The 19,970-nt window shown below is 69.7% G+C and carries 20 protein-coding genes and 3 tRNA genes; 8 read left to right on the forward strand and 15 right to left on the reverse strand.

What is annotated here, in order from left to right; translation table 11 throughout:
* Positions 1-8: 8 nt before the first annotated feature.
* Both BLT43_RS05960 and BLT43_RS19095 read right to left on the reverse strand, forming a co-directional pair.
* On the reverse strand, positions 9-983 hold the full coding sequence (locus BLT43_RS05960; protein WP_090110984.1) for a hypothetical protein: 975 nt from the start codon (positions 981-983) through the stop codon (positions 9-11).
* Between the two features lie 73 nt (positions 984-1,056).
* Positions 1,057-1,140: transfer RNA gene (locus BLT43_RS19095), tRNA-Tyr, on the reverse strand.
* 154 nt (positions 1,141-1,294) lie between these two features.
* On the opposite strand from BLT43_RS19095, the gene rlmB reads away from it, so the two are divergent.
* Positions 1,295-2,074, forward strand: a complete 780-nt coding sequence (gene rlmB, locus BLT43_RS05965; RefSeq protein ID WP_090110986.1) for a 23S rRNA (guanosine(2251)-2'-O)-methyltransferase RlmB — start codon at positions 1,295-1,297, stop codon at positions 2,072-2,074.
* A gap of 164 nt (positions 2,075-2,238) precedes the next feature.
* Here rlmB and BLT43_RS05970 read toward each other — a convergent pair whose 3' ends face one another.
* Together BLT43_RS05970 and hisF are read right to left on the reverse strand one after the other, a co-directional pair.
* Positions 2,239-2,553, reverse strand: coding sequence for a phosphoribosyl-ATP diphosphatase (locus BLT43_RS05970; RefSeq protein WP_090110988.1), 315 nt, complete (start codon positions 2,551-2,553; stop codon positions 2,239-2,241).
* Positions 2,550-3,311 carry an imidazole glycerol phosphate synthase subunit HisF gene (gene hisF / locus BLT43_RS05975; protein ID WP_090110990.1) on the reverse strand — a complete coding sequence of 254 codons (762 nt, stop codon included), beginning with the start codon at positions 3,309-3,311 and terminating at the stop codon, positions 2,550-2,552. Before hisF ends, BLT43_RS05970 begins: the two co-directional genes overlap by 4 nt.
* 123 nt (positions 3,312-3,434) lie before the next feature.
* Between hisF and BLT43_RS05980 the strand changes: the two genes are divergently transcribed.
* A complete protein-coding gene (locus BLT43_RS05980; RefSeq protein WP_090110992.1) occupies positions 3,435-3,881 on the forward strand; it encodes a DUF302 domain-containing protein in 447 nt (148 codons plus the stop codon).
* A 97-nt stretch (positions 3,882-3,978) separates the two neighbouring features.
* Here the strand turns inward: BLT43_RS05980 and hisA are convergent, their stop codons facing one another.
* Positions 3,979-4,701, reverse strand: coding sequence for a 1-(5-phosphoribosyl)-5-[(5-phosphoribosylamino)methylideneamino]imidazole-4-carboxamide isomerase (gene hisA, locus BLT43_RS05985; protein ID WP_090110994.1), 723 nt, complete (start codon positions 4,699-4,701; stop codon positions 3,979-3,981).
* Positions 4,702-4,842: 141 nt separating this feature from the next.
* Here hisA and BLT43_RS05990 point away from each other — a divergent pair, with 141 nt between their 5' ends.
* A complete protein-coding gene (locus tag BLT43_RS05990; protein WP_090110995.1) occupies positions 4,843-5,232 on the forward strand; it encodes a DUF2147 domain-containing protein in 390 nt (129 codons plus the stop codon).
* Positions 5,233-5,297: 65 nt separating this feature from the next.
* Entirely contained in the window at positions 5,298-6,104 is an 807-nt protein-coding gene (locus BLT43_RS05995) for an alpha/beta fold hydrolase (protein WP_090110996.1), read from the forward strand.
* Between the two features lie 37 nt (positions 6,105-6,141).
* On the opposite strand, the gene hisH is transcribed toward BLT43_RS05995, so the two are convergent.
* From hisH to BLT43_RS06010, 3 genes are all read right to left on the reverse strand, one after another.
* Positions 6,142-6,783: an imidazole glycerol phosphate synthase subunit HisH gene (gene hisH, locus BLT43_RS06000; RefSeq protein WP_090110998.1), complete on the reverse strand. Its 642-nt coding sequence runs from the start codon at positions 6,781-6,783 to the stop codon at positions 6,142-6,144.
* Complete coding sequence (gene hisB, locus BLT43_RS06005; protein WP_090110999.1) at positions 6,780-7,367, reverse strand: imidazoleglycerol-phosphate dehydratase HisB; 588 nt, start codon at positions 7,365-7,367, stop codon at positions 6,780-6,782. Before hisB ends, hisH begins: the two co-directional genes overlap by 4 nt.
* A 92-nt stretch (positions 7,368-7,459) precedes the next feature.
* Positions 7,460-7,534: transfer RNA gene (locus tag BLT43_RS06010), tRNA-Gly, on the reverse strand.
* A 118-nt stretch (positions 7,535-7,652) separates the two neighbouring features.
* Here BLT43_RS06010 and BLT43_RS06015 point away from each other — a divergent pair.
* Entirely contained in the window at positions 7,653-7,847 is a 195-nt protein-coding gene (locus BLT43_RS06015) for a hypothetical protein (RefSeq protein WP_090111001.1), read from the forward strand.
* A 73-nt stretch (positions 7,848-7,920) separates the two neighbouring features.
* Here BLT43_RS06015 and BLT43_RS06020 read toward each other — a convergent pair.
* From BLT43_RS06020 to BLT43_RS06035, 4 genes are all read right to left on the reverse strand, one after another.
* Positions 7,921-7,995: transfer RNA gene (locus BLT43_RS06020), tRNA-Gly, on the reverse strand.
* 108 nt (positions 7,996-8,103) lie between these two features.
* Entirely contained in the window at positions 8,104-8,886 is a 783-nt protein-coding gene (locus BLT43_RS06025) for a TerC family protein (protein ID WP_090111003.1), read from the reverse strand.
* A 131-nt stretch (positions 8,887-9,017) separates the two neighbouring features.
* A complete protein-coding gene (locus tag BLT43_RS06030) occupies positions 9,018-9,404 on the reverse strand; it encodes a VOC family protein (protein ID WP_090111005.1) in 387 nt (128 codons plus the stop codon).
* The gene (locus tag BLT43_RS06035) at positions 9,401-12,844 is read right to left on the reverse strand and encodes a pyruvate carboxylase (protein WP_090111007.1); all 3,444 of its coding nucleotides are present in this window, start codon (positions 12,842-12,844) and stop codon (positions 9,401-9,403) included. The genes BLT43_RS06030 and BLT43_RS06035 overlap by 4 nt, the downstream gene beginning before the upstream one ends.
* Positions 12,845-13,090: 246 nt before the next feature.
* Between BLT43_RS06035 and BLT43_RS06040 the strand changes: the two genes are divergently transcribed.
* The gene (locus tag BLT43_RS06040) at positions 13,091-15,487 is read left to right on the forward strand and encodes an ATP-dependent helicase (protein WP_090111009.1); all 2,397 of its coding nucleotides are present in this window, start codon (positions 13,091-13,093) and stop codon (positions 15,485-15,487) included.
* On the opposite strand, the gene BLT43_RS06045 is transcribed toward BLT43_RS06040, so the two are convergent.
* Positions 15,463-16,341: a LysR family transcriptional regulator ArgP gene (locus BLT43_RS06045; RefSeq protein WP_090111011.1), complete on the reverse strand. Its 879-nt coding sequence runs from the start codon at positions 16,339-16,341 to the stop codon at positions 15,463-15,465. The two genes, BLT43_RS06040 and BLT43_RS06045, sit on opposite strands and share 25 nt — an antisense overlap.
* 68 nt (positions 16,342-16,409) lie before the next feature.
* Between BLT43_RS06045 and BLT43_RS06050 the strand changes: the two genes are divergently transcribed.
* Together BLT43_RS06050 and BLT43_RS06055 are read left to right on the forward strand one after the other, a co-directional pair.
* Entirely contained in the window at positions 16,410-17,021 is a 612-nt protein-coding gene (locus tag BLT43_RS06050) for a LysE/ArgO family amino acid transporter (RefSeq protein WP_090111013.1), read from the forward strand.
* A 104-nt stretch (positions 17,022-17,125) separates the two neighbouring features.
* On the forward strand, positions 17,126-18,088 hold the full coding sequence (locus BLT43_RS06055; protein WP_090111015.1) for a DMT family transporter: 963 nt from the start codon (positions 17,126-17,128) through the stop codon (positions 18,086-18,088).
* On the opposite strand, the gene choV is transcribed toward BLT43_RS06055, so the two are convergent.
* Together choV and choW are read right to left on the reverse strand one after the other, a co-directional pair.
* Positions 18,039-19,088, reverse strand: a complete 1,050-nt coding sequence (gene choV, locus BLT43_RS06060) for a choline ABC transporter ATP-binding protein (RefSeq protein WP_423222116.1) — start codon at positions 19,086-19,088, stop codon at positions 18,039-18,041. The genes BLT43_RS06055 and choV overlap by 50 nt on opposite strands.
* Before the next feature lie 2 nt (positions 19,089-19,090).
* Positions 19,091-19,918, reverse strand: coding sequence for a choline ABC transporter permease subunit (gene choW, locus BLT43_RS06065; RefSeq protein WP_090111019.1), 828 nt, complete (start codon positions 19,916-19,918; stop codon positions 19,091-19,093).
* Between the last annotated feature and the right edge of the window lie 52 nt (positions 19,919-19,970).

Here is a 19,970-nt window from a genome sequence, read left to right on the forward strand (position 1 = left end):
CTCCGGTCTCATCTCATCCAGAACCCGTGGCTGCGCAGGATGTTTCTGATCTCCTTCTCCGCGGCGGGCAGGGCGGCGCGGTCGAACAGCGCCCGGACCCGTCTGCCCCGGCCCTGGTAGACCATCCGCAGGATCGGTTCGTGCCGCTTGAGCAGGCGCTTGAGCTGGTTCGGGGCGGCGACTTCCTCCAGCGCCGCGACCACCGCGTCGCTTTCGCGCGCGTAGAGCAGAGGGAAGGTGCGGTAGTGGCAGGTGGCCGGCCCGTCGAGTCCGGAGAGACCGGCACCGGGGCGGCCGCCGCCGAAGGCCGCCACGACGAGCGGCAGCACCGCCTGGTCGAGCCACGGGTGCAGCACCTGCCCGTCGAGTGCCGGTGGCGGGTCGTCGAGCACCGCGCAAGCCCACTCGCCCCAACGCGCGCCGAACGCGCGGGCGTCGGGGCCGCAGACCCAGCCTGCGTTGAAGTAGAGGTAGCGCTGCCAGTCCTCGGCGGAGCGGGCGGGGTCGAGGGTGGGCTCGATCTCGAGGCCGAAGCGCTCGTGGAGCGCGCGCCAGACCGCCTCGTATCCCGGCCAGCCGGGGCGCGGCACCGGCCATGTCGCCTCGCGCCGCATCGAGGCCGAAGGCCTTTCGAGCGGCAGCGCGCCGATCTCGGCCGTGACCAGCGTGTCGCTGTCGAGGAACAGGAAGGGCCGGGGCGGCATCGCCGCGAGCGCCTCGATCTTGTTGCCATGCGGGTAGGCGGCGCCGAAGCGGCGGCTCTCGAAGGGCAGGAGCGTGGCGCCCAGCTCCACGAGCATATCGCGGCCCTCGGGCGTGAGGCGCGGGTCGTCGGGCCAGAGCGGCCCGGGCTGCGGCTCGGCCACCACGAGGCGGCCGGCGAAACCGGGCGAAAAGCGCCGCAGCGAGGCCGCCAGAAGCAGCGCCTCGGCCTCCAGCCGACCGGCCTGCGCCACGATGACGATGTCGAAATCGGCCTGCATCCCGCCCCCGGTGTTCCGCGCGAGACTATCGCCCCGGCAGGGCCGGTCAAACGTCATGGAAAGGGGAGGGGGGTGGTGGGCGACCCTGGAATCGAACCAGGCGTGGGTCTCCCCGGCGGAGTTACAGTCCGCTGCCGCACCTTGCAGCTCGTCGCCCGCATCGGACCGTCTGGCCCGCTGCGAGGTGGGGAATACGCGCCGGGCCCAGAACCGTCAACCGGAAAATCCCGCGCCTTCCGCCAAGTCGGCCCGGCTGGACTTCGCGCCCCGTTCCGCGCAATCAGGCGGCAGCGGACGGACCGGAGGACGCGATGAAGAAGCCGAAGTGGGTGATCGAGAAGGAGCAGGCCAAGCGCGCCGCCGCGGCCGAGACGGTCTGGCTGTTCGGCCTGCACGCGGTGCGAGACGCGCTGGTGAATCCGCGCCGCGAACGCCTGCGGCTGGTCGTCACCAGGAACGCCGAGACCAAGCTCGCCGACGCCATCGCCGAGAGCGGCATGACGCCCGAGATCTCGGACCCGCGCAGGTTCGCGGCCCCCATCGATCCCGATTCGGTGCATCAGGGCGCGGCGCTCGAGGTGAAGCCGCTCGACTGGGGCACGCTCGACGACGTCGCGCTGGGCGGCGAGCGGGCGGGGCCGCCGCGGCTTCTGCTGCTCGACCGGGTGACCGACCCGCACAATGTGGGCGCGATCCTGCGTTCGTCGGAGGTGTTCGGCGCGCGCGCGGTGATCGGCGTGCAGCGCCATTCCGCGCCCGAGACCGGGGCGCTGGCCAAGACCGCCTCCGGCGCGCTCGAGCGCCAGCCCTACCTGCGGGTACGCAACCTCGCCGAGACGATGGAGCGGCTGAAGGAGATGGGCTACCTCGTGCTGGGCCTCGCGGGCGAGGCCGAGACCACCATCGAGGCGGCGGTCGAAGGCAAGCGCGACCGGCCGGTGGCATTGGTGCTCGGGGCCGAGGGGCCGGGGCTGCGCGAGCGGACCCGCGAGACCTGCGACGCGCTGGTGCGGATCGACGCGGCGGGCGGGTTCGGTTCGCTCAACGTGTCGAACGCGGCCGCCGTGGCGCTTTACGCAGCCCGGGGTTGATCACGAATCCGGGTTTTCTCGTTCACAAGTTGATGACAGCGGCTTCTGGCGGAACCAATCTGTGTTTAGATGGTTTCATGGGAGCGCATATCTGGAACATGTGCGTTTCATTTCACTGTCCCTCGTTCCACACCTTTAAGCCCGGGCCCCGTCCCGGGCTTTTTTTATGACCCCTTGCGCGCCGCCTTCTCGGCGATGCCCGAGCGGCCCTCGCGCCGCGCCAGCTCGGCCTCGATGTCGTCGAGGCTGACGTTACGCGCGGCGCACATCACCAGCAGGTGATAGAGCGCGTCGGCGGCCTCGGAGGTCAGCCGCTCGCGGTCGCCCTTCACCGCCTCGATCACCGCCTCGATCGCCTCCTCGCCGAACTTCTCGGCGCATTTCTCCGGGCCCTTGGCCAGCAGCTTGGCGGTCCAGCTGGTCTCGGGGTCGGCGCCGCGGCGCGCGAGGATCGTATCTGAAAGGGCCTTCAGGCTCATGTCAGCCTCATCGGGATGCCGGCCGCCTGCATGTGCGCCTTGGCCTCGGCGATGCTGTAGGTGCCGAAATGGAAGATCGACGCCGCGAGCACGGCGCTCGCGCCGCCCTCGGTCACGCCCTCGACGAGGTGGTCGAGCGTGCCGACGCCACCAGATGCGATCACCGGGATGTCGACTGCGTCCGAGATGGCGCGCGTGAGCGGCAGGTTGAAGCCCTGCCGCGTGCCGTCGCGGTCCATCGAGGTCAGCAGGATCTCGCCCGCGCCGCGCGCCTGCATGTCCACCGCGAACTCGACAGCGTCGATGCCGGTGGGCTTGCGGCCGCCATGGGTGAAGATCTCCCAGCGGCCGGGCTCCACGGTCTTGGCGTCGATCGCCACTACGATGCACTGCGCGCCGAAGCGCTGCGCGGCCTCCGTCACCACGCTGCGGTCGGCCACGGCGGCCGAGTTGAAGCTGACCTTGTCGGCGCCGGCCAGGAGCAGCGCCCGCACGTCGTGATGGCTGCGCACGCCGCCGCCCACGGTGAGCGGGATGTAGCAGCTCTCGGCGGTGCGCCGGACAAGGTCGAACATCGTGCCGCGATTCTCGTGCGTGGCGTGGATGTCGAGGAAGCACAGCTCGTCAGCGCCCGCCGCGTCATAGGCGCGCGCCGCGTCCACCGGGTCGCCGGCGTCGCGCAGGTCGACGAAGTTCACGCCCTTCACCACGCGGCCGTCGGCCACGTCGAGACAGGGGATGATGCGGGTCTTGAGCATGGGGGCCTCCTGCAATCGCTGCCCTTCTAGCGCCCATGGCCGCGCGGGGCCAGTGCCGGAACGGGCCCGGAACGACAGAGCGGGTGCGGGTGTTGAGGGGCCGGACAACCGGAGGCATTCGACATGAAACGCATCATCGCCGCGGCGCTCGCCGCCACCGCGCTCGCCGGGCCCGCGCTGGCCGACATTGAGACCCGCGAGGCGCAGGGCAGCGTCGCCGAGGTCATGGACCGGCTCGAGGCCGCCGTCACCGAGGCCGGCGCCACCGTCTTCGCCCGCGTCGACCATGGCGGCGGCGCCGAACAGGCCGGCATGACGCTGGCCGACAGTCAGCTTCTGATCTTCGGCAACCCGCAGCTCGGCACGCCGGTGATGCAGGAAGACCCGCAGGCCGGGCTCTACCTGCCGCTGAAGATGCTCGCCTATGACGACGGGTCCGGGCAGGTCTTCGTTGCCTGGGAAGAGCCGGAGGAGACCTTCGACGACCTCGCCGTCGACGACGATCTCGAGGCGATCGAGAAGATGGAGGACGCGCTCGAGAACTTTGCCAAGGCCGCGGCGGGGAGCTGACCGGCGCGGGCGCGCCGGGCGGAACCGGCGGGCCATGAGTATTTGAAGAGTGAAGTGGCAGGGCGCCGCGCGGGGGACCCGGCGGCGCCTTCGCCTGTCAGCCTTTCAGCAGCTTGAGCGCCTCGGCGAGGTCGATCGCGCCGTCATAGAGCGCGCGGCCCGAGATCGCCCCGGCGATCACGCCGGTGGCCTTCAGCGCCTTCAGGTCGTCGAGCGACGACACGCCGCCGCTCGCGATCACCGGGATCGAGACGGCGCGGGCGAGGTCCTCGGTCGCCGCGACGTTCGGGCCGGCCATCGCGCCGTCGCGGGCGATGTCGGTGTAGATGATCGCCGCCACCCCGGCATCCTCGAAGCTCTTCGCGAGATCGGTGACCATCACGTTGGTCTCCTCGGCCCAGCCGCGCGTCGCCACGCGCCCCTCGCGCGCGTCGAGGCCCACGGCCACCTGGCCCGGGAACGCCTTGGCCGCCTCGCGCACGAGGTCGGGGTTCTCGACCGCGACCGTGCCGAGGATCACCCGCGCGAGGCCCTTGTCGAGCCAGGTCTCGATCGTCTTCATGTCGCGGATGCCGCCGCCCAGCTGCGCCGGCGTGCCGGGGCAGGCCGCGAGGATCGCCTCGACCGCGGCGCCGTTCACCGGCTCGCCCGCGAAGGCGCCGTTCAGATCGACGAGGTGCAGCCACTCGGTCCCGGCCTCGACGAAGGCGCGCGCCTGCGCCGCCGGGTCGTCGTTGAACACCGTGGCCTTGTCCATCTCGCCGCGCAGCAGACGCACGGCCTGGCCGTCCTTGAGGTCGATGGCGGGGTAGAGGATCATCGCGCTGTCTCCGAAGGTGTTGCGCGCGCCTCGTGGCACGGGGCGGCGGCGGATGCAACGCCACGTCAGCCTTGCCAGCCGGGGTGACGCCGGGGTCAGCTTCGCCTCGTGATTGAGCCCGTGATTGAGGAGGAGACGATCATGCGGAAACTGGCCTGGGCCGCCCTGGCGCTCGTGGCACTGGCGGGGACGGCCGCCGCCGACCCGCTGGAAGGGGTCTGGCGCACCGCGCCCGACGACAACGGCAACAGCGGCCTGATCCAGGTCGCGCCCTGCGGCGCGCAACTCTGCGGCCAGCTGGTCAAGGCCTTCGGCCCCGACGGCTCCGAGATCGGCTCGCCCAATCTCGGGCGCAACATCATCTCCGAGACCGTCGCCAAGGGCGGCGGCGAGTATCGCGGCAAGGTCTTCGCCCCCGACAACGGCAAGACCTACAGCTCCAAGCTGGTCCTGTCGGGCGACAGGCTGTCGGTGTCGGGCTGCGTGCTGGGCTTCTGCCGCGAGGGCGGCGTCTGGCAGAAGGTCCAGTAGGCCGGAACAGCCACGGGGGCGTGGCGGTTCCCCTTCCCGGAATTCTCAAAGGGAAGGACAAGGCCATGCCCCTCGTGACCACCAAGGACGGCACCCAGCTCTACGTGAAGGACTGGGGCGAGGGCCGGCCGGTCGTGCTGATTCACGGCTGGCCGCTCAACTCCGACAGCTGGGAGACCGTCGCGCTGCGCCTGGCCGAGAGCGGCCATCGCGTCATCGCCTATGACCGCCGCGGCTTCGGCCGTTCGGGCCAGCCCTATGGCGGCTACGACTACGACACCCTGGCCGACGATCTCGGCACGGTGATCTCGGAGCTGGGGCTGACCGATGCCGCCATCGCCGGCTTCTCGATGGGCGGCGGCGAGGTCGCCCGCTACATGTCGCGTCACGATGGAAGGGGCGTGAAGCAGGCCGCCCTCATCGCCTCGGTCGCGCCGGGGATGCTGAAATCCGGGCACAACCCCGACGGCGTCACGGAGGACGTCTTCGCCGGGATGAGGGCGGGGCTGCGCAAGGATCGCCCGGCCTTCCTGCAGGACTTCGCCCGGACATTCTACGGCAACAAGGTCAGCGACGGCGTGCTGCAATGGACGCTGATGATGGCGATGCAGGCCAGCCCCAAGGCGACGCTCGACTGCGTCGACGCCTTCGGCACCACCGATTTCACCGAGGACGTGAAGGGGATCGACGTGCCGACCTTGGTGATTCACGGCACCGGCGACGAGATCGTGCCGATCGCTCTCTCGGGACGTCGCGCCGCGAAGCTCGCGAAGCAGGCCGAGCTGAAGGAATACGAGGGCCGGCCGCACGGGCTTCTGGCGACGGATGGCGACCGGGTCGCGGACGACCTGATCGCCTTCCTGAAGGGCTGAGCGAGCAGGGGCCCGCGCCGCGGCGCGGGCCTTCGCCTCAGGGCTTCCAGCCGAGGAAGTTCGAGATCAGCCTGAGCCCCGCGGCCTGGCTCTTCTCGGGGTGGAACTGCGCGCCCACGACGTTGTCGCGGCCCACCACCGCCGTCACCGGCCCGCCATAGTCGACATGCGCGAGCAGCGTCTCGGGGTCGCTGGGGCGGAACTGCCAGCTATGAACGAAATAGGCGTGATCGCCGGTCGAGACGCCCTCGAGCACCGGGTGCGGGCGGTCGATGACCAGATCGTTCCAGCCCATGTGCGGCACCTTCAGCGCCGGGTCCGAGGGCTCGATCTTCACGATCTCGCCCGGCACCCAGCCGAGACCCTCGGTGCGCTCGTATTCGTGGCCCACTTCGGCCAGAAGCTGCATGCCGACGCAGATGCCGAGGAAGGGGCGGCCCTTGACCTCGACCGCCTCGACCAGCGCCTCGTGCAGGCCCGGCTGGGCCGAGAGCGCGCCCCTGCAATGCGGGAAGGCCCCGTCGCCGGGCAGCACGATCCGATCGGCGCGGGCCACGTCCTCGGGGCGCGAGGTGACGATCACCTCACCCGCATTGGTCTCGCGCGCCATGCGCTCGAACGCCTTCTGGGCCGAGTGCAGGTTGCCGCTCTCGTAGTCGATCAGCGCGGTCAGGCTCATAGCGCCCCCTTGGTCGACGGAATCGCGTCCGAGCGGCGCGGGTCGGGCTCGACCGCGTGGCGCAGCGCGCGGGCCACCGCCTTGAAGGCGGCCTCGGCGACGTGGTGCGCGTTGTGGCCGTGGATGCGGTCGACATGCAGCGTGATGCCGCCATGGGTGGCGAGCGCCTGGAAGAATTCCTGCACCAGCTCGGTGTCGAAGCTGCCGATCTTGGGCGCGCGGAAGTCGAGATTGCAGATCAGGAAGGGCCGGCCCGACAGGTCGAGCGCGCAGCGCACCTGCGCGTCGTCCATGGCGAGGTGGCATTCGCCGTAGCGGCGGATGCCTCGCTTGTCGCCCAGCGCCTGGCGCAGCGCCTGGCCCAGCGCGATGCCGGTGTCCTCGACCGTGTGGTGGTCGTCGATATGAAGATCGCCCTCGGTGCGGATCTTCATGTCGATCAGCGCGTGGCGCGACAGCTGGTCGAGCATGTGGTCGAAGAAGCCGACGCCGGTCTTGTTGTCGTAGCTTCCGGTGCCGTCGAGGTCGATCTCGACCTCGATGTCGGTCTCGGCGGTCTTGCGGCTGATCTTGGCGGTGCGCATCGCATCCCTCATTCCCGTGTCGCCGCCGTCTATAGGGCGCGCGAGGGCCGGGGCCAAGAGAGGCTGCCTGCGATGTCGGGGAGGATCGAAACTGGAGCGGGCGATGAGATTCGAACTCACGACCCTTACCTTGGCAAGGTAATGCTCTACCCCTGAGCTACGCCCGCTTCCGTTTCGTGGGGCGGATTTAGCCAAGCCGGCGGGCGACCGCAAGAGGGGGCGGCAAGAAAATTCGGCCGACCTCGCGGAAGCCTGCCGGCCACGGTTTCGTGCTATGATGCCGCCATGACCGCGAACATGATCGCCGTGATCGGACTGCTCCTGGTCCTCGCCGTGGCGGTGAGCTGGGCGTGGCGCGAAAGGCGGCGGCGCAGGCGGCTGGAGGCGGAGCGGCGGCACGCGCCGCACGCCCCCGGCGACGGCCGCGATCCGTCCGCCATGGCGCGCAGCACGCTCGAGGGGCATGCCGGCACCCGCTGAGACCGGCGGGTCGGAAAGACGAACACCGCGCCTGCGCGGTGGGTCGTCCTGCGATGTCGGGGAGGATCGAAACTGGAGCGGGCGATGAGATTCGAACTCACGACCCTTACCTTGGCAAGGTAATGCTCTACCCCTGAGCTACGCCCGCTTCCGTTTCGTGGGGCGGATGTAGCCAAGCGCGCCGGGGCCTGCAAGCGGAAAAACGACGCCCCGCGCGGATTTCTCCGGCGGGGCGCGCATGCCGTGGCGGCAGGTCTCAGTGCTGGTGCAGCACGCCGGCCCGCTCGCCCTCGGTGGCGAGCACCCTGTCGGCGGCGGCGCGGATCCGCATCCGCCGCTTCTGCCGCCACAGGTTCAGCACCTCGACGCCGCCGGCGAAGACCATGGCCGCGTAGATGAAGCCGCGCTCGATGTGGAAGCCGAGGCCCTCGGCGCCGAGCGACATGCCGACCATCACGAGGAAGGCCAGCGCCAGCATCTTGGTCGAGGGGTGATGCTCGACGAAGTTGGCGATCGGCGTCGCGGCGACCATCATCAGCAGGATCGCGATGGTGATCGCGGCGACCATCACCTCGATGTGGTCGGCGATGCCCACCGCGGTGATCACGCTGTCGATCGAGAAGACGAGGTCGAGCAGTATGATCTGGGTGATCACGCCGAAGAAGGTGACCTTCACAGTCTCGGCGGTGCCGTGGTGGCTGTCGCCCTCGACCTCGGCGAAGATCTCGGTCGCGGCCTTGTAGATCAGGAAGCCGCCACCGACGAGCAGGATCACGTCGCGCCACGACACCGGGTGGCCGAGGATCTCGGTGAAGGGTTCGGACAGTCCGACGATCCAGGCGATCGAGAACAGCAGCAGGATCCGCAGGATCAACGCGCCGGCGAGGCCGAGGATCCGCGCGCGGCGGCGCTGCGCCTCGGGCAGGCGGCCCGCGGCGATCGAGATGAAGATGACGTTGTCCACGCCCAGCACGATCTCGAGGATGGTGAGGGTGAGGAACGACGCCCAGACGGCGGGGTCGGAGAAGAGTTCAAGCATGGCGGTCCATCAGGTCAGGTCGCTGCGACCATGGCGCGCGGCCCCCGCGCTGCCAAGATGTCGCATGACAACCCGCCACGCGCCGTGGCGTTCCCGGCGCAGCCGCCGGGCAGCACCCGGTCAGTCCCCGATCAGCGTTCGCCCGGCTCGATCAGGTCCCAGCGGTTGCCCCAGGGGTCGCGAAACACCGCCACGGTGCCATAGGGCTCGTGGCGCGGCGCCTCCTCGAACACCACGCCGGCGTCGCGCATCCGCGCGTGGTCGCCGGCGAAATCCGCGGTCTCGAGGAACAGCCAGACCCGGCCGCCGCCCTGCGCGCCGATCGCGGCGCGCTGCTCGGCGGTGTCGGCGCGGGCGAGGATCAGGCCGGTGCCGCCCGAAGACGGCACCACCCGGACCCAGCGCTTGTCGCCCATGGCCACGTCCTCGGCCAGCTCGAAGCCCATCGGCCCGGTGAAGAAGGCGATCGCCTCGTCGTAATCGGGCACGACGAGGCTGACATTGCCGAGCCGGCTCATTCCAGCTCGACCAGCAGGTCCTTGGCGTCGATCTGCGCGCCGGGCGTGACATGCACCGCCTTGACCGTGCCGTCGCGCTCGGCATGCAGGCCGGTCTCCATCTTCATCGCCTCGATGGTCAGCAGCATGTCGCCCTGCTTCACCTTTCGGCCGGGCTGGGCGATCACGGTGGAGACCACGCCGGGCATCGGCGCGCCGACATGGGCCGGGTTGCCGATCTCGGCCTTGGGGCGCTTGGCGCTGGTGGCCGCGGCCTTGCGGTTCGGCACCCGGATCGTGCGCGGCTGGCCGTTCAGCTCGAAGAACACCCGCACCTCGCCGTCCTCGCCGGTCTCGCCCACCGCCTGCAGCCGGATCTCCAGCGTCTTGCCGGGGTCGATCTCGGCCGAGACCTCCTCGCCGGGCTCCATCCCGTAGAAGAAGTTGCGGGTGGGCAGGGTGCGCACCGGGCCGTACTGGGCATGCCGGCGGGCGTAGTCGGTGAAGACCTTGGGATACATCAGGTAGCCCTGCAGATCCTCGTCGTCGATCTCCATGCCGCCGCAGGCCTGCGAGGCCTCGGCCCGCGCCGCCTCGAAATCCACCGGCTTCAGGTGCTTGCCGGGGCGGTCCTTCAGCGGCTTCTCGCCCTTCAGCACCTTCTTCTGCAGCGAGGTGGGCCAGCCGCCCGGCGGCTGGCCGAGATTGCCCTTCATCATGTCGATGACGCTGTCGGGGAAGGAGACGTCGTGGGACGGATCCTCGACCTGCGCGCGGGTCAGCCCCTGGCTCACCATCATCAGCGCCATGTCGCCCACCACCTTCGAGGACGGCGTGACCTTCACGATGTCGCCGAACATCATGTTCACCTCGGCATAGGTCTTGGCGACCTCGTGCCAGCGCTCCTCGAGGCCGAGCGAACGCGCCTGCGCCTTGAGGTTGGTGAACTGCCCGCCGGGCATCTCGTGCAGGTAGACCTCGGAGGCCGGGGCCTGCAGGCCGCTTTCGAAGGCGGCGTAATGCGCGCGCACCGTCTCGAAGTAGTTCGAGATCTCGCGGATCGCGTCGATGTCGAGATGGGTGTCGCGCTCGGTGCCCGAGAGCGCCTCGACGATCGAGCCCAGCGTCGGCTGCGAGGTGTTGCCCGAGAAGCTGTCCATCGCCGCGTCGATCGCGTCGACGCCGGCCGCCGCCGCCGCCATCACGGTCGAGATCGCGGCGCCGGAGGTGTCGTGGGTGTGGAAGTGGATCGGCAGGCCCACCTCCTGCTTCAGCGCGGTGAAGAGCTTGGTCGCGGCCGGCGCCTTCAGCAGGCCCGCCATGTCCTTCAGGCCCAGCACATGCGCGCCGGCCTTCTCGAGATCCTTGGCCATCGCGACGTAGTAGTCGAGGTCGTACTTGTCGCGCTTGGCGTCGAGCAGGTTGCCGGTGTAGCAGATCGTGCCCTCGCAGAGCTTGCCGGCATCGATCACCGCGTCCATCGCGACGCGCATGTTCTCGGTCCAGTTCAGGCTGTCGAAGACCCGGAACACGTCGACGCCGCTTTCGGCCGCCTGCTTCACGAAGCCCTGCACCACGTTGTCGGGGTAGTTGGTGTAGCCCACCCCGTTCGAGGCCCTGAGCAGCATCTGCGTCATGATGTTGGGCATCTTGGCGCGGATGTCGCGCAGCCGCTGCCACGGGCATTCCTGCAGGAAGCGGTAGGCCACGTCGAAGGTGGCGCCGCCCCAGCACTCGACCGAGAACAGCTCGGGCAGGTTGGCCGCGTAGGAGGGCGCGACGCGGACCATGTCGATCGAGCGCATCCGGGTCGCCAGAAGCGACTGGTGGCCGTCGCGCATGGTGGTGTCGGTGATCAGCAACCGCTCCTGCGCCTTCATCCAGTCGGCGACGGCCTGCGGGCCCTTCTCCTCGAGGATCTGGCGGGTGCCGGCGACGGGCTGCTCGACCCGCGGGGCGGGGGCGCGCGGCGGCCGGGCCTCGGCGCCGGGGCGCTGGCGGCCCTCGGTCTCGGGATGGCCGTTTACCGTGATGTCGGCGATGTAGGTCAGCAGCCGGGTCGCGCGGTCGCGGCGGCTGTCGAACTTGAACAGGTCCGGCGTCGTGTCGATGAACTTGGTGGTGTACTCGTTCGACAGGAAGGTCGGGTGCTTCAGCAGGTTGATGACGAAGTCGATGTTGGTGCTCACGCCGCGAATCCGGAACTCGCGCAGCGCGCGGTCCATGCGGGCGATCGCCATCTCGGGCGTCGGCGCGCGCGCCGTCACCTTGGTCAGCAGCGAATCGTAGAAGCGGGTGATCACCGCGCCGGAATAGGCGGTGCCGCCGTCGAGCCGGATGCCCGGGCCGGTGGCCGAGCGGTAGGTCTGGATCCGACCGTAATCGGGGATGAAGCTGTTCTGCGGGTCCTCGGTGGTGACCCGGCACTGCAGCGCGTGGCCGTCGAGCTTGACGTCGTACTGGCTGGCGCAGCCGGTCGCCTCGACGATCGACTTGCCCTCGGCGATCATGATCTGCGCGCGCACGATGTCGATGCCTGTGACCTCCTCGGTCACCGTGTGCTCGACCTGCACGCGGGGGTTCACCTCGATGAAGTAGAACTCGCCCGAATCCATGTCCATCAGGAACTCGACCGTGCCGGCGCACTCGTAGTTCACGTGCTGGCAGATCTTCTTGCCGAGATTGCACAGCTGTTCGCGCTGGGTGCCCGAGAGGTAGGGGGCGGGGGCGCGCTCGACCACTTTCTGGTTGCGGCGCTGGACCGAGCAGTCGCGCTCCCACAGGTGGTAGATCTGGCCCATCTGGTCGCCGAGGATCTGTACCTCGACGTGGCGGGCGCGGGTGATCATCTTCTCGAGGTAGCCCTCGCCGTTGCCGAAGGCGGCCTCGGCCTCGCGCCGGCCCTCGCGCACCTTCTCGGCCAGCTCGTCCTCGGACTGGATCGGCCGCATGCCGCGGCCGCCGCCGCCCCAGCTGGCCTTGAGCATCAGCGGGTAGCCGATCTCGGCGGCCTCCTTGCGGATCGCCTCCATGTCGTCGCCCAGCACCTCGGTGGCCGGGATCACCGGCACGCCGGCCTCGATCGCCACCTTGCGGGCCGAGGCCTTGTCGCCGAGCTTGCGCATGGTCTCGGCCTTGGGGCCGATGAAGGTGATGCCGGCGGCCGCGCAGGCGTCGACGAATTCGGGGTTCTCCGAGAGCAGGCCGTAGCCCGGGTGGATCGCGTCGGCGCCCGACATCTTGGCCACCCGGATGATCTCGGGGATCGAGAGGTAGGCCTGAACGGGGCCGAGCCCCTCGCCGATGCGATAGGCCTCGTCCGCCTTGAAGCGGTGCAGGCCGAGCTTGTCCTCCTCGGCATAGACCGCCACGGTCTTCTTGCCCATCTCGTTGGCCGCGCGCATCACGCGGATCGCGATCTCGCCCCGGTTGGCGATCAGGATCTTCTGGAATTCCGCCATAACTACCCCTCCGTCGGTCGGCGGCAGTCTAGAAGTTTCTGCGGTGCAGTATAGCCCCGACATGATGTGTCTCGCGCGGCGTCGGGACCTATGCATTGTATGCGCGTTAGCGCTAACGAATAGGTTGCGCCGGGCGGTGCCGGCACGCCTCGCTGCCGCGTCCGGCGGTTTCGTGATCCGGAAGCGGACGGAACATTAACCGAACGCCGCTTTCATTCCGAACGGCGCGGCGCTAGATTGCCGCGCATGAGCAGCTTCTCCGACGACGAGGCCTTCGAGGCCGCCGCCCAACCCCTGTCGCGCCGCGCCATGGCCCAGCCCGGCGGCGCGCCCTATCTCGACGGTCTCAACCCCGCCCAGAGGCAGGCGGTCGAGACGCTCGACGGACCGGTGCTGATGCTGGCGGGGGCGGGCACCGGCAAGACCCGGGCGCTGACCGCGCGGATCGTGCACCTGATGCGGACGGGCCGGGCGCGGCCGAACGAGATCCTCGCCGTGACCTTCACCAACAAGGCCGCGCGCGAGATGAAGGAGCGGATCGGCCGGATGCTGGGTGAGGCGGTCGAGGGCATGCCCTGGCTCGGCACCTTCCATGCGATCTGCGTCAAGCTCTTGCGCCGCCATGCCGAGCTGGTCGGGCTGAAGTCGAACTTCACCATCCTCGACACCGACGACCAGATCCGCCTCCTGAAGCAGCTGGTCGCGGCCGAGAACATCGACGACAAGCGCTGGCCGGCGCGGATGCTGGCCGGCATCATCGACGACTGGAAGAACCGCGCGCTCACGCCCGAGGCGGTGCCGACCGCCGACGCCTCGGCCTATGACGGCAAGGGCCGCAAGCTCTACGCCGCCTACCAGCAGCGGCTGAAGGAACTGAACGCCGTCGATTTCGGCGACCTGCTGCTGCACATGGTCACGATCTTCCAGACCCGCGACGACGTGCTCGACCAGTATCGCCGCTGGTTCCGCTACATCCTCGTCGACGAGTACCAGGACACCAACGTCGCGCAGTATCTCTGGCTGCGGCTTCTGGCCGGCGGCCACAAGAACATCTGCTGCGTCGGCGACGACGACCAGTCGATCTATGGCTGGCGCGGCGCCGAAGTGGGCAACATCCTGCGCTTCGAGAAGGACTTTCCCGGCGCCGAAGTGATCCGGCTCGAGCAGAACTACCGCTCGACCCCGCATATCCTCGGCGCGGCCTCGGGCCTCATCACCGCCAACAAGGGCCGGCTCGGCAAGACGCTCTGGACCGAGGAAGAGGAGGGCGAGAAGCTGCGCCTGATCGGCCACTGGGACGGCGACGAGGAGGCGCGCTGGGTCGGGGAGGAGATCGAGGCGGCGCAGAAGGGCACGCGCGGCATGCAGCCCTTCGGCCTCGATTCCATGGCCATTCTCGTGCGCGCCTCGCACCAGATGCGCGCCTTCGAAGACCGCTTCCTGACCATCGGCCTGCCGTATCGCGTGATCGGCGGCCCGCGCTTCTACGAGCGGCTCGAGATCCGCGACGCGATGGCCTATTTCCGCCTCGCCGTCTCGCTCGACGACGACCTCGCCTTCGAGCGGATCGTCAACACGCCGAAGCGGGGCTTGGGCAACAAGGCGGTGCAGACGATCCAGCGCACCGCGCGCTCGAACGGCGTGAGCCTCGTCGAGGGCGCGCGGCTCGTGGTGCAGGGCCGGCTGCTGGGCGGCAAGGGCCTGAAGGAGCTGACCATCCTCGTCGACGCGCTCGACCGCTGGCATGCGCAGGTCGTGGGCGAGAGCGACACCCATGTCGAGCTCGCCGAGATGATCCTCGACGAGAGCGGCTACACGACGATGTGGCAGAACGACAAGACGCCCGAGGCGCCGGGCCGGCTCGAGAACCTCAAGGAGCTGGTGAAGGCGCTCGAGAGCTTCGACAGCCTGCAGGGCTTCCTCGAGCACGTCGCGCTGATCATGGACAACGAGCAGGCCGAGGAGGGCGAGAAGGTGTCGATCATGACGCTGCACGCCGCCAAGGGCCTCGAGTTCCCGATGGTGTTCCTGCCGGGCTGGGAGGACGGGCTGTTCCCCTCGCAGCGCTCTATGGACGAAAGCGGGCTGCGGGGCCTCGAGGAGGAGCGGCGGCTGGCCTATGTCGGCATCACCCGCGCCGAGGCGGTCTGCACGATTTCCTTCGCCGCCAACCGCCGGGTCTACGGCCAGTGGCAGAGCCAGCTGCCCTCGCGCTTCATCGACGAGCTGCCCGAGGGGCATGTCGAGGTGCTGACCCCGCCGGGCCTTTATGGCGGCGGCTACGGCGCGGCGGGCATGGCGGCCAGCGCCTCGCCTGCGATCATGGAAAGCCAGGGCTCGCACCTGCACGACCGTGCCGCCAAGGCCGACGTCTACAACAGCCCCGGCTGGAAGCGGCTGCAGGCGCGCGGCCAGCAGCGGCAGATGCGCCAGCCGGCCGAGGCCAAGAACATCACCATCGACATGACGGCGATGTCCTCCTTCACGGAAGGCGACCGGGTGTTCCACCAGAAGTTCGGCTACGGCACGATCCGCGGCGTCGAGGGCGACAAGCTCGACGTGGCCTTCGACAAGGCGGGCGAGAAGAAGGTGGTGGCGCGCTTCGTGGTGGCCGCCGATCAGGCCGACGACGTGCCGTTCTGAACCAGCGCCGCGCGCGCGGCGCGCCTGACCGCCCGCGTCAGCGCTTCGAGCGGCCCGGCCATGCCGCGCGCCACCTGCCAGTGCAGCGGCGTGTCCAGCGGGACAGGCGACAGTTCGACCAGGTCGCGATCCTCGGGCAGCATGACCTCAGGGATCATCGCCCAGCCGAGCCCGAGCCGCACCGCGTCGAGAAACCCTTGGGTCGAGGCGATCCGGTGCGCGGGCAGGGCGACCGGGCGGCCCGAGACGCGCTCGGCCCAGTCCGCCTGCAGCCTGTCGCGCGCATCATAGACCAGCGACGGTGCGGCGGCGAGCGCGGTGGCGTCGACCCCCTCCGGAAACCAGCGCTCCGCCACGTCTCGCCGGGCCATGGCGCGGTAGCGTAGCGCGCCCAGCGGCTCTGAATCGCAGCCCTGCACCGGCCCCGACCGGGAAGTGACGGCGGCGCTGACGGCGCCGCGCCGCAGCTGGTCGGCGCTGTGCTCCTGGTCGTCGATCGATAGGTCGAACAGCATCTCGTGCCCCGCCAGCGCGGGCAGGAACCACGTGGCCAAGCTGTCGGCGTTCACCGCCAGATGGACGGTCGGCCAGCCGCTGTCCGCCACGCCGATCTCGCGGTCGAGCCCGGCCTCCAGCAGGCGCACTTCGTCGTGGTGCCGCAACAGTCGCGCCCCGGCGGCGGTGGCGCGGCAGGGGCGGCCGCGTTCGACCAGCACGGCGCCCAGCCGCTCCTCGAGACCGCGCACCCTTTGCGACACGGCGGACGGCGTCACCGCGAGCGCGCTCGCGGCCAGATCGAAACTGCCGGTGCGAAGCACCGCGGCCAAGGCGGCGAGCGCGGGGTAGTCCATCATGAGCTTGGCTTAATCGAGCGCAGTTCTTTTAATTTGGCTAATCCGGTATCCGGCCTTAGTCAAACGCGATGACCTTCGCCTCCGCCTATCTCGCCGGCGTCGCGCTCGGGCTGTCCCTCATCCTCGCCATCGGCGCGCAGAACGCCTTCGTGCTGCGACAGGGGCTCAGGGGCGAGCATGTGCTGGCCGTGGTGCTGACCTGCGCGCTGTCGGACGCGGTGCTGATTACGGCCGGGGTCTCGGGCTTCGCGGCGCTGGCGCAGGCCGCGCCCTGGATCGCGCCCGTGCTGCGATGGGGCGGGGCCGCTTTCCTGGTGATCTATGGCGCGAAGGCGCTGTTGGCCGCCTGGCGCGGCGGCGAGGCGCTGCGCGCCGCCGATGACGGCGCGGCCGGGCTGCGCCGTGCGGTGCTGACCTGCCTCGCGCTGACTTGGCTCAACCCGCATGTCTACCTCGACACTCTGGTGCTGCTGGGCTCGATCGCCTCGCGCTTCGTAGGGGTCGAGGCGGCTTTCGGCGTGGGCGCGGTCTCGGCCTCCTTCCTGTTCTTCTTCGCGCTGGGCTACGGCGCGCGGCTCTTGCGCCCGGTCTTCGCCAAGCCCGCCGCCTGGCGCGTGCTCGATGCCGGCATCGCGGTGGTGATGTGGAGCATCGCCGCCGGGCTGGTCTGGGGCGGCTGAGGCCCGCTTCCTTCTCTTGATCAGCATGCCCTATCCCCGGCCTGCACCTTGGCCGGGCTTGCATCCCGGCCGGCTTTGCCCTCAGGTGACGCGAGGAGATTTGCATGACGACAGCATCCATCGCGCGTTCGGAAGGCTCGCCCATCGCCGGGATCGGCTGGATGGTGGCGGCCGGGCTGTGCTTCGTCGGCATGACGGTGCTGATCAAGGCGGTGGGCCCGGCGCTGCCGGCGGCGCAGACGGCGCTGCTGCGCTTCGCGCTGGGGCTGCCCTTCCTCTTGCCGATGTTGCCGGCGCTGCGCCGGGCGCGGATCACGCCGCGGCTCTGGCGGCTTCTGGGCCTGCGCGCGGTGCTGCACAGCTGCGGGGTGGGGCTGTGGTTCTTCGCGATCGCTCGCATCCCGCTGGGCGACGTGACGGCGATCAACTACCTCAACCCGATCTGGGTGACGGTGGGGGCGGCGCTGCTGATGGGCGAGCCGCTGCCGCCGCGCCGTCTCGCGGCGGTGGGGGCGGCTTTCGTCGGCGCCTTCGTGGTGCTGCGCCCCGGCCTGCGCGAGATCGACCCCGGCCACATCGCGATGATGGGCACGGCGATGCTGATCGCCTCGGGCTACCTCGTGGTGAAGCGGCTGTCGGACGACCTCGCGCCCGAGGTGATCGTGGCGATGCTGTCGCTGATGGTGCCGCTGGGCCTTCTTCCCTTCGCGCTGCCGGTCTGGCAGGCGCCGGGGGCGGAGGCGCTGGTGTACCTGTTTCTCGCCGCCGGTCTCGGCACCGGCGGGCATTACGCGATGACGCGCGCCTTCGCGGCGGCGCCGCTGACGGTCACGCAGCCGGTCACCTTCCTGCAGCTGGTCTGGGCGGTGGCGATCGGCGCGCTCCTGTTCGGGGAGCCGGTGGACCCGTTCACCCTGCTGGGCGGCGCGATCATCATGGGCGCGGTGCTGTTCATCACTTGGCGCGAGGCGCGGGCGCGGCGGGCGGCGACCGCCGCCACGCCCGACGCGGTGCCGGTCAGTCGGAAGGCAGCTCGCCCAGACGCTCGAGGATCGAGCCGGGGCTGACCTGGCCGATCACCTGGCCGTTCTCGAGCACGTCGAGCGGCGCGGGCGTGGCGTGGATCCGCGCCATCACCTCGCGGATCGGCGTCGAGGCCTCGCACTGGCCCTCGGCCGCGAGTTGGGCGTTCTCGTCCATCACGTCGCGGGCGCAGAGCACGCCGAGCGGGTTCATGTGGGCGACGAAATCCTGCACGTAGCCGTTGGCGGGCTTGGTGAAGATCTGCCGCGGCGTGCCGGCCTGCACGATCCGGCCGCCCTCCATGATGGCGATGCGGTTGCCGAGCTTGAACGCCTCGTCGAGGTCGTGGCTGACGAAGATGATGGTGCGCTTCTTGCGCGCCTGCAGGTCGAGAAGCTCGTCCTGCAGCCGGGCGCGGATCAGCGGGTCGAGCGCCGAGAAGGGCTCGTCCATCAGCAGGATCGGCGCGTCGGTGGCGAAGGCGCGGGCGAGGCCCACGCGCTGCTGCATGCCGCCCGAAAGCTCGCCCACCAGCGCGTCGGCCCGGTCGGCGAGGCCGACCATTTCCAGCTCGGTCTCGACCCGCTCGCGCCGCTCGGCGCGGTTCATGCCGCCGAGCTCGAGGCCGAGCCCGACATTGTCGCGCACCGTGCGCCAAGGCAGCAGGCCGAACTGCTGGAACACCATGGCGACATGGTGCAGCCGAATCTCGCGCAGCGTCTTCTTCGGCGCGCCGGTGACCGAGACCATCTCGTCGCCCATGCGCACGCGCACGTCGCCGCGCACCACCGGGTTGAGGCCGTTCACCGCGCGCAGGAGCGTCGACTTGCCCGAGCCCGACAGGCCCATCAGCACGAGGATCTCGCCCTCGGGGACGTCGAGCGTGCAGTTGTGCACGCCGAGCACCTGGTCGGTCCTCTCGGTGATCTCGTGGCGTTCGAGGCCCTCGTCCATCAGCGGCAGCGCTTCGTGCGGCTTGTCGCCGAAGACGATGTTGACGGCGTCGAACTCGACGGCGGGGCGGGGTTGGTTCTGTTCGTTCATGCTCATTTCCGTGTCACCCGCAGCGCGCGGTCCAGCATGATCGCGACGACCACGATCACGAAGCCGCTCTCGAAGCCGAGCGAGGTGTTGACCGAGTTGAGGGCGCGCACCACCGGTACGCCAAGCCCGTCGGCGCCGACCAGCGCGGCGATCACGACCATCGACAGCGACAGCATGATGGTCTGGTTCAGGCCGGTCATGATCTGCGGGAAGGCGGAGGGCAGCTCGACCTTCCACAGAAGCTGGCGCGGCGTCGCGCCGAAGGCCTGCGCCGCCTCGATCAGCGCGGTGGGCGTGTTGGAGATGCCGAGCTGCGTCAGCCGGATCGGCGCCGGCAGCACGAAGATCACCGTGGCGATCAGACCCGGCACCATGCCGATGCCGAAGAAGACGATGGCCGGGATCAGGTAGACGAAGGTCGGCAGGGTCTGCATCAGGTCGAGCACCGGCGCGACCCAGGCGTAGAGGCGGGGCCGGTGCGCCACGGCGATGCCGATCGGCACGCCGATCCCCATGCAGACCACGCAGGCCGAAAGCACCAGCGTCAGGCTCTCGGTGGTCTCTTCCCAGTAGCCCTGGTTCAGCACGAAGAGGAAGCCCAGCGCCACAAGAAGCGCCGGCTGCCAGCGCCGCTGCAGCGCGTAGGTGAGGCCGACGAAGACCGCGACCACCAGCAGCGAGGGCGGCTCCTGCAGCAGCCACAGGATGCCGTCGATCATCGCTTCGAGCAGGGTCGAGAGCGTGTCGAACAGGATCGCGAGGTTGATCTCGAGCCATTCGAATGCGGTGGCCGACCAGTCTCCGACCGGGATCTTGGGGATCATCTCCATGCGCGGGGGCCTCCGATGCGGTGCTGCGGTCGTCCGGCTGTCATCATCTCGT

The organism is Limimaricola pyoseonensis (assembly GCF_900102015.1).
GTDB lineage: Bacteria > Pseudomonadota > Alphaproteobacteria > Rhodobacterales > Rhodobacteraceae > Limimaricola > Limimaricola pyoseonensis.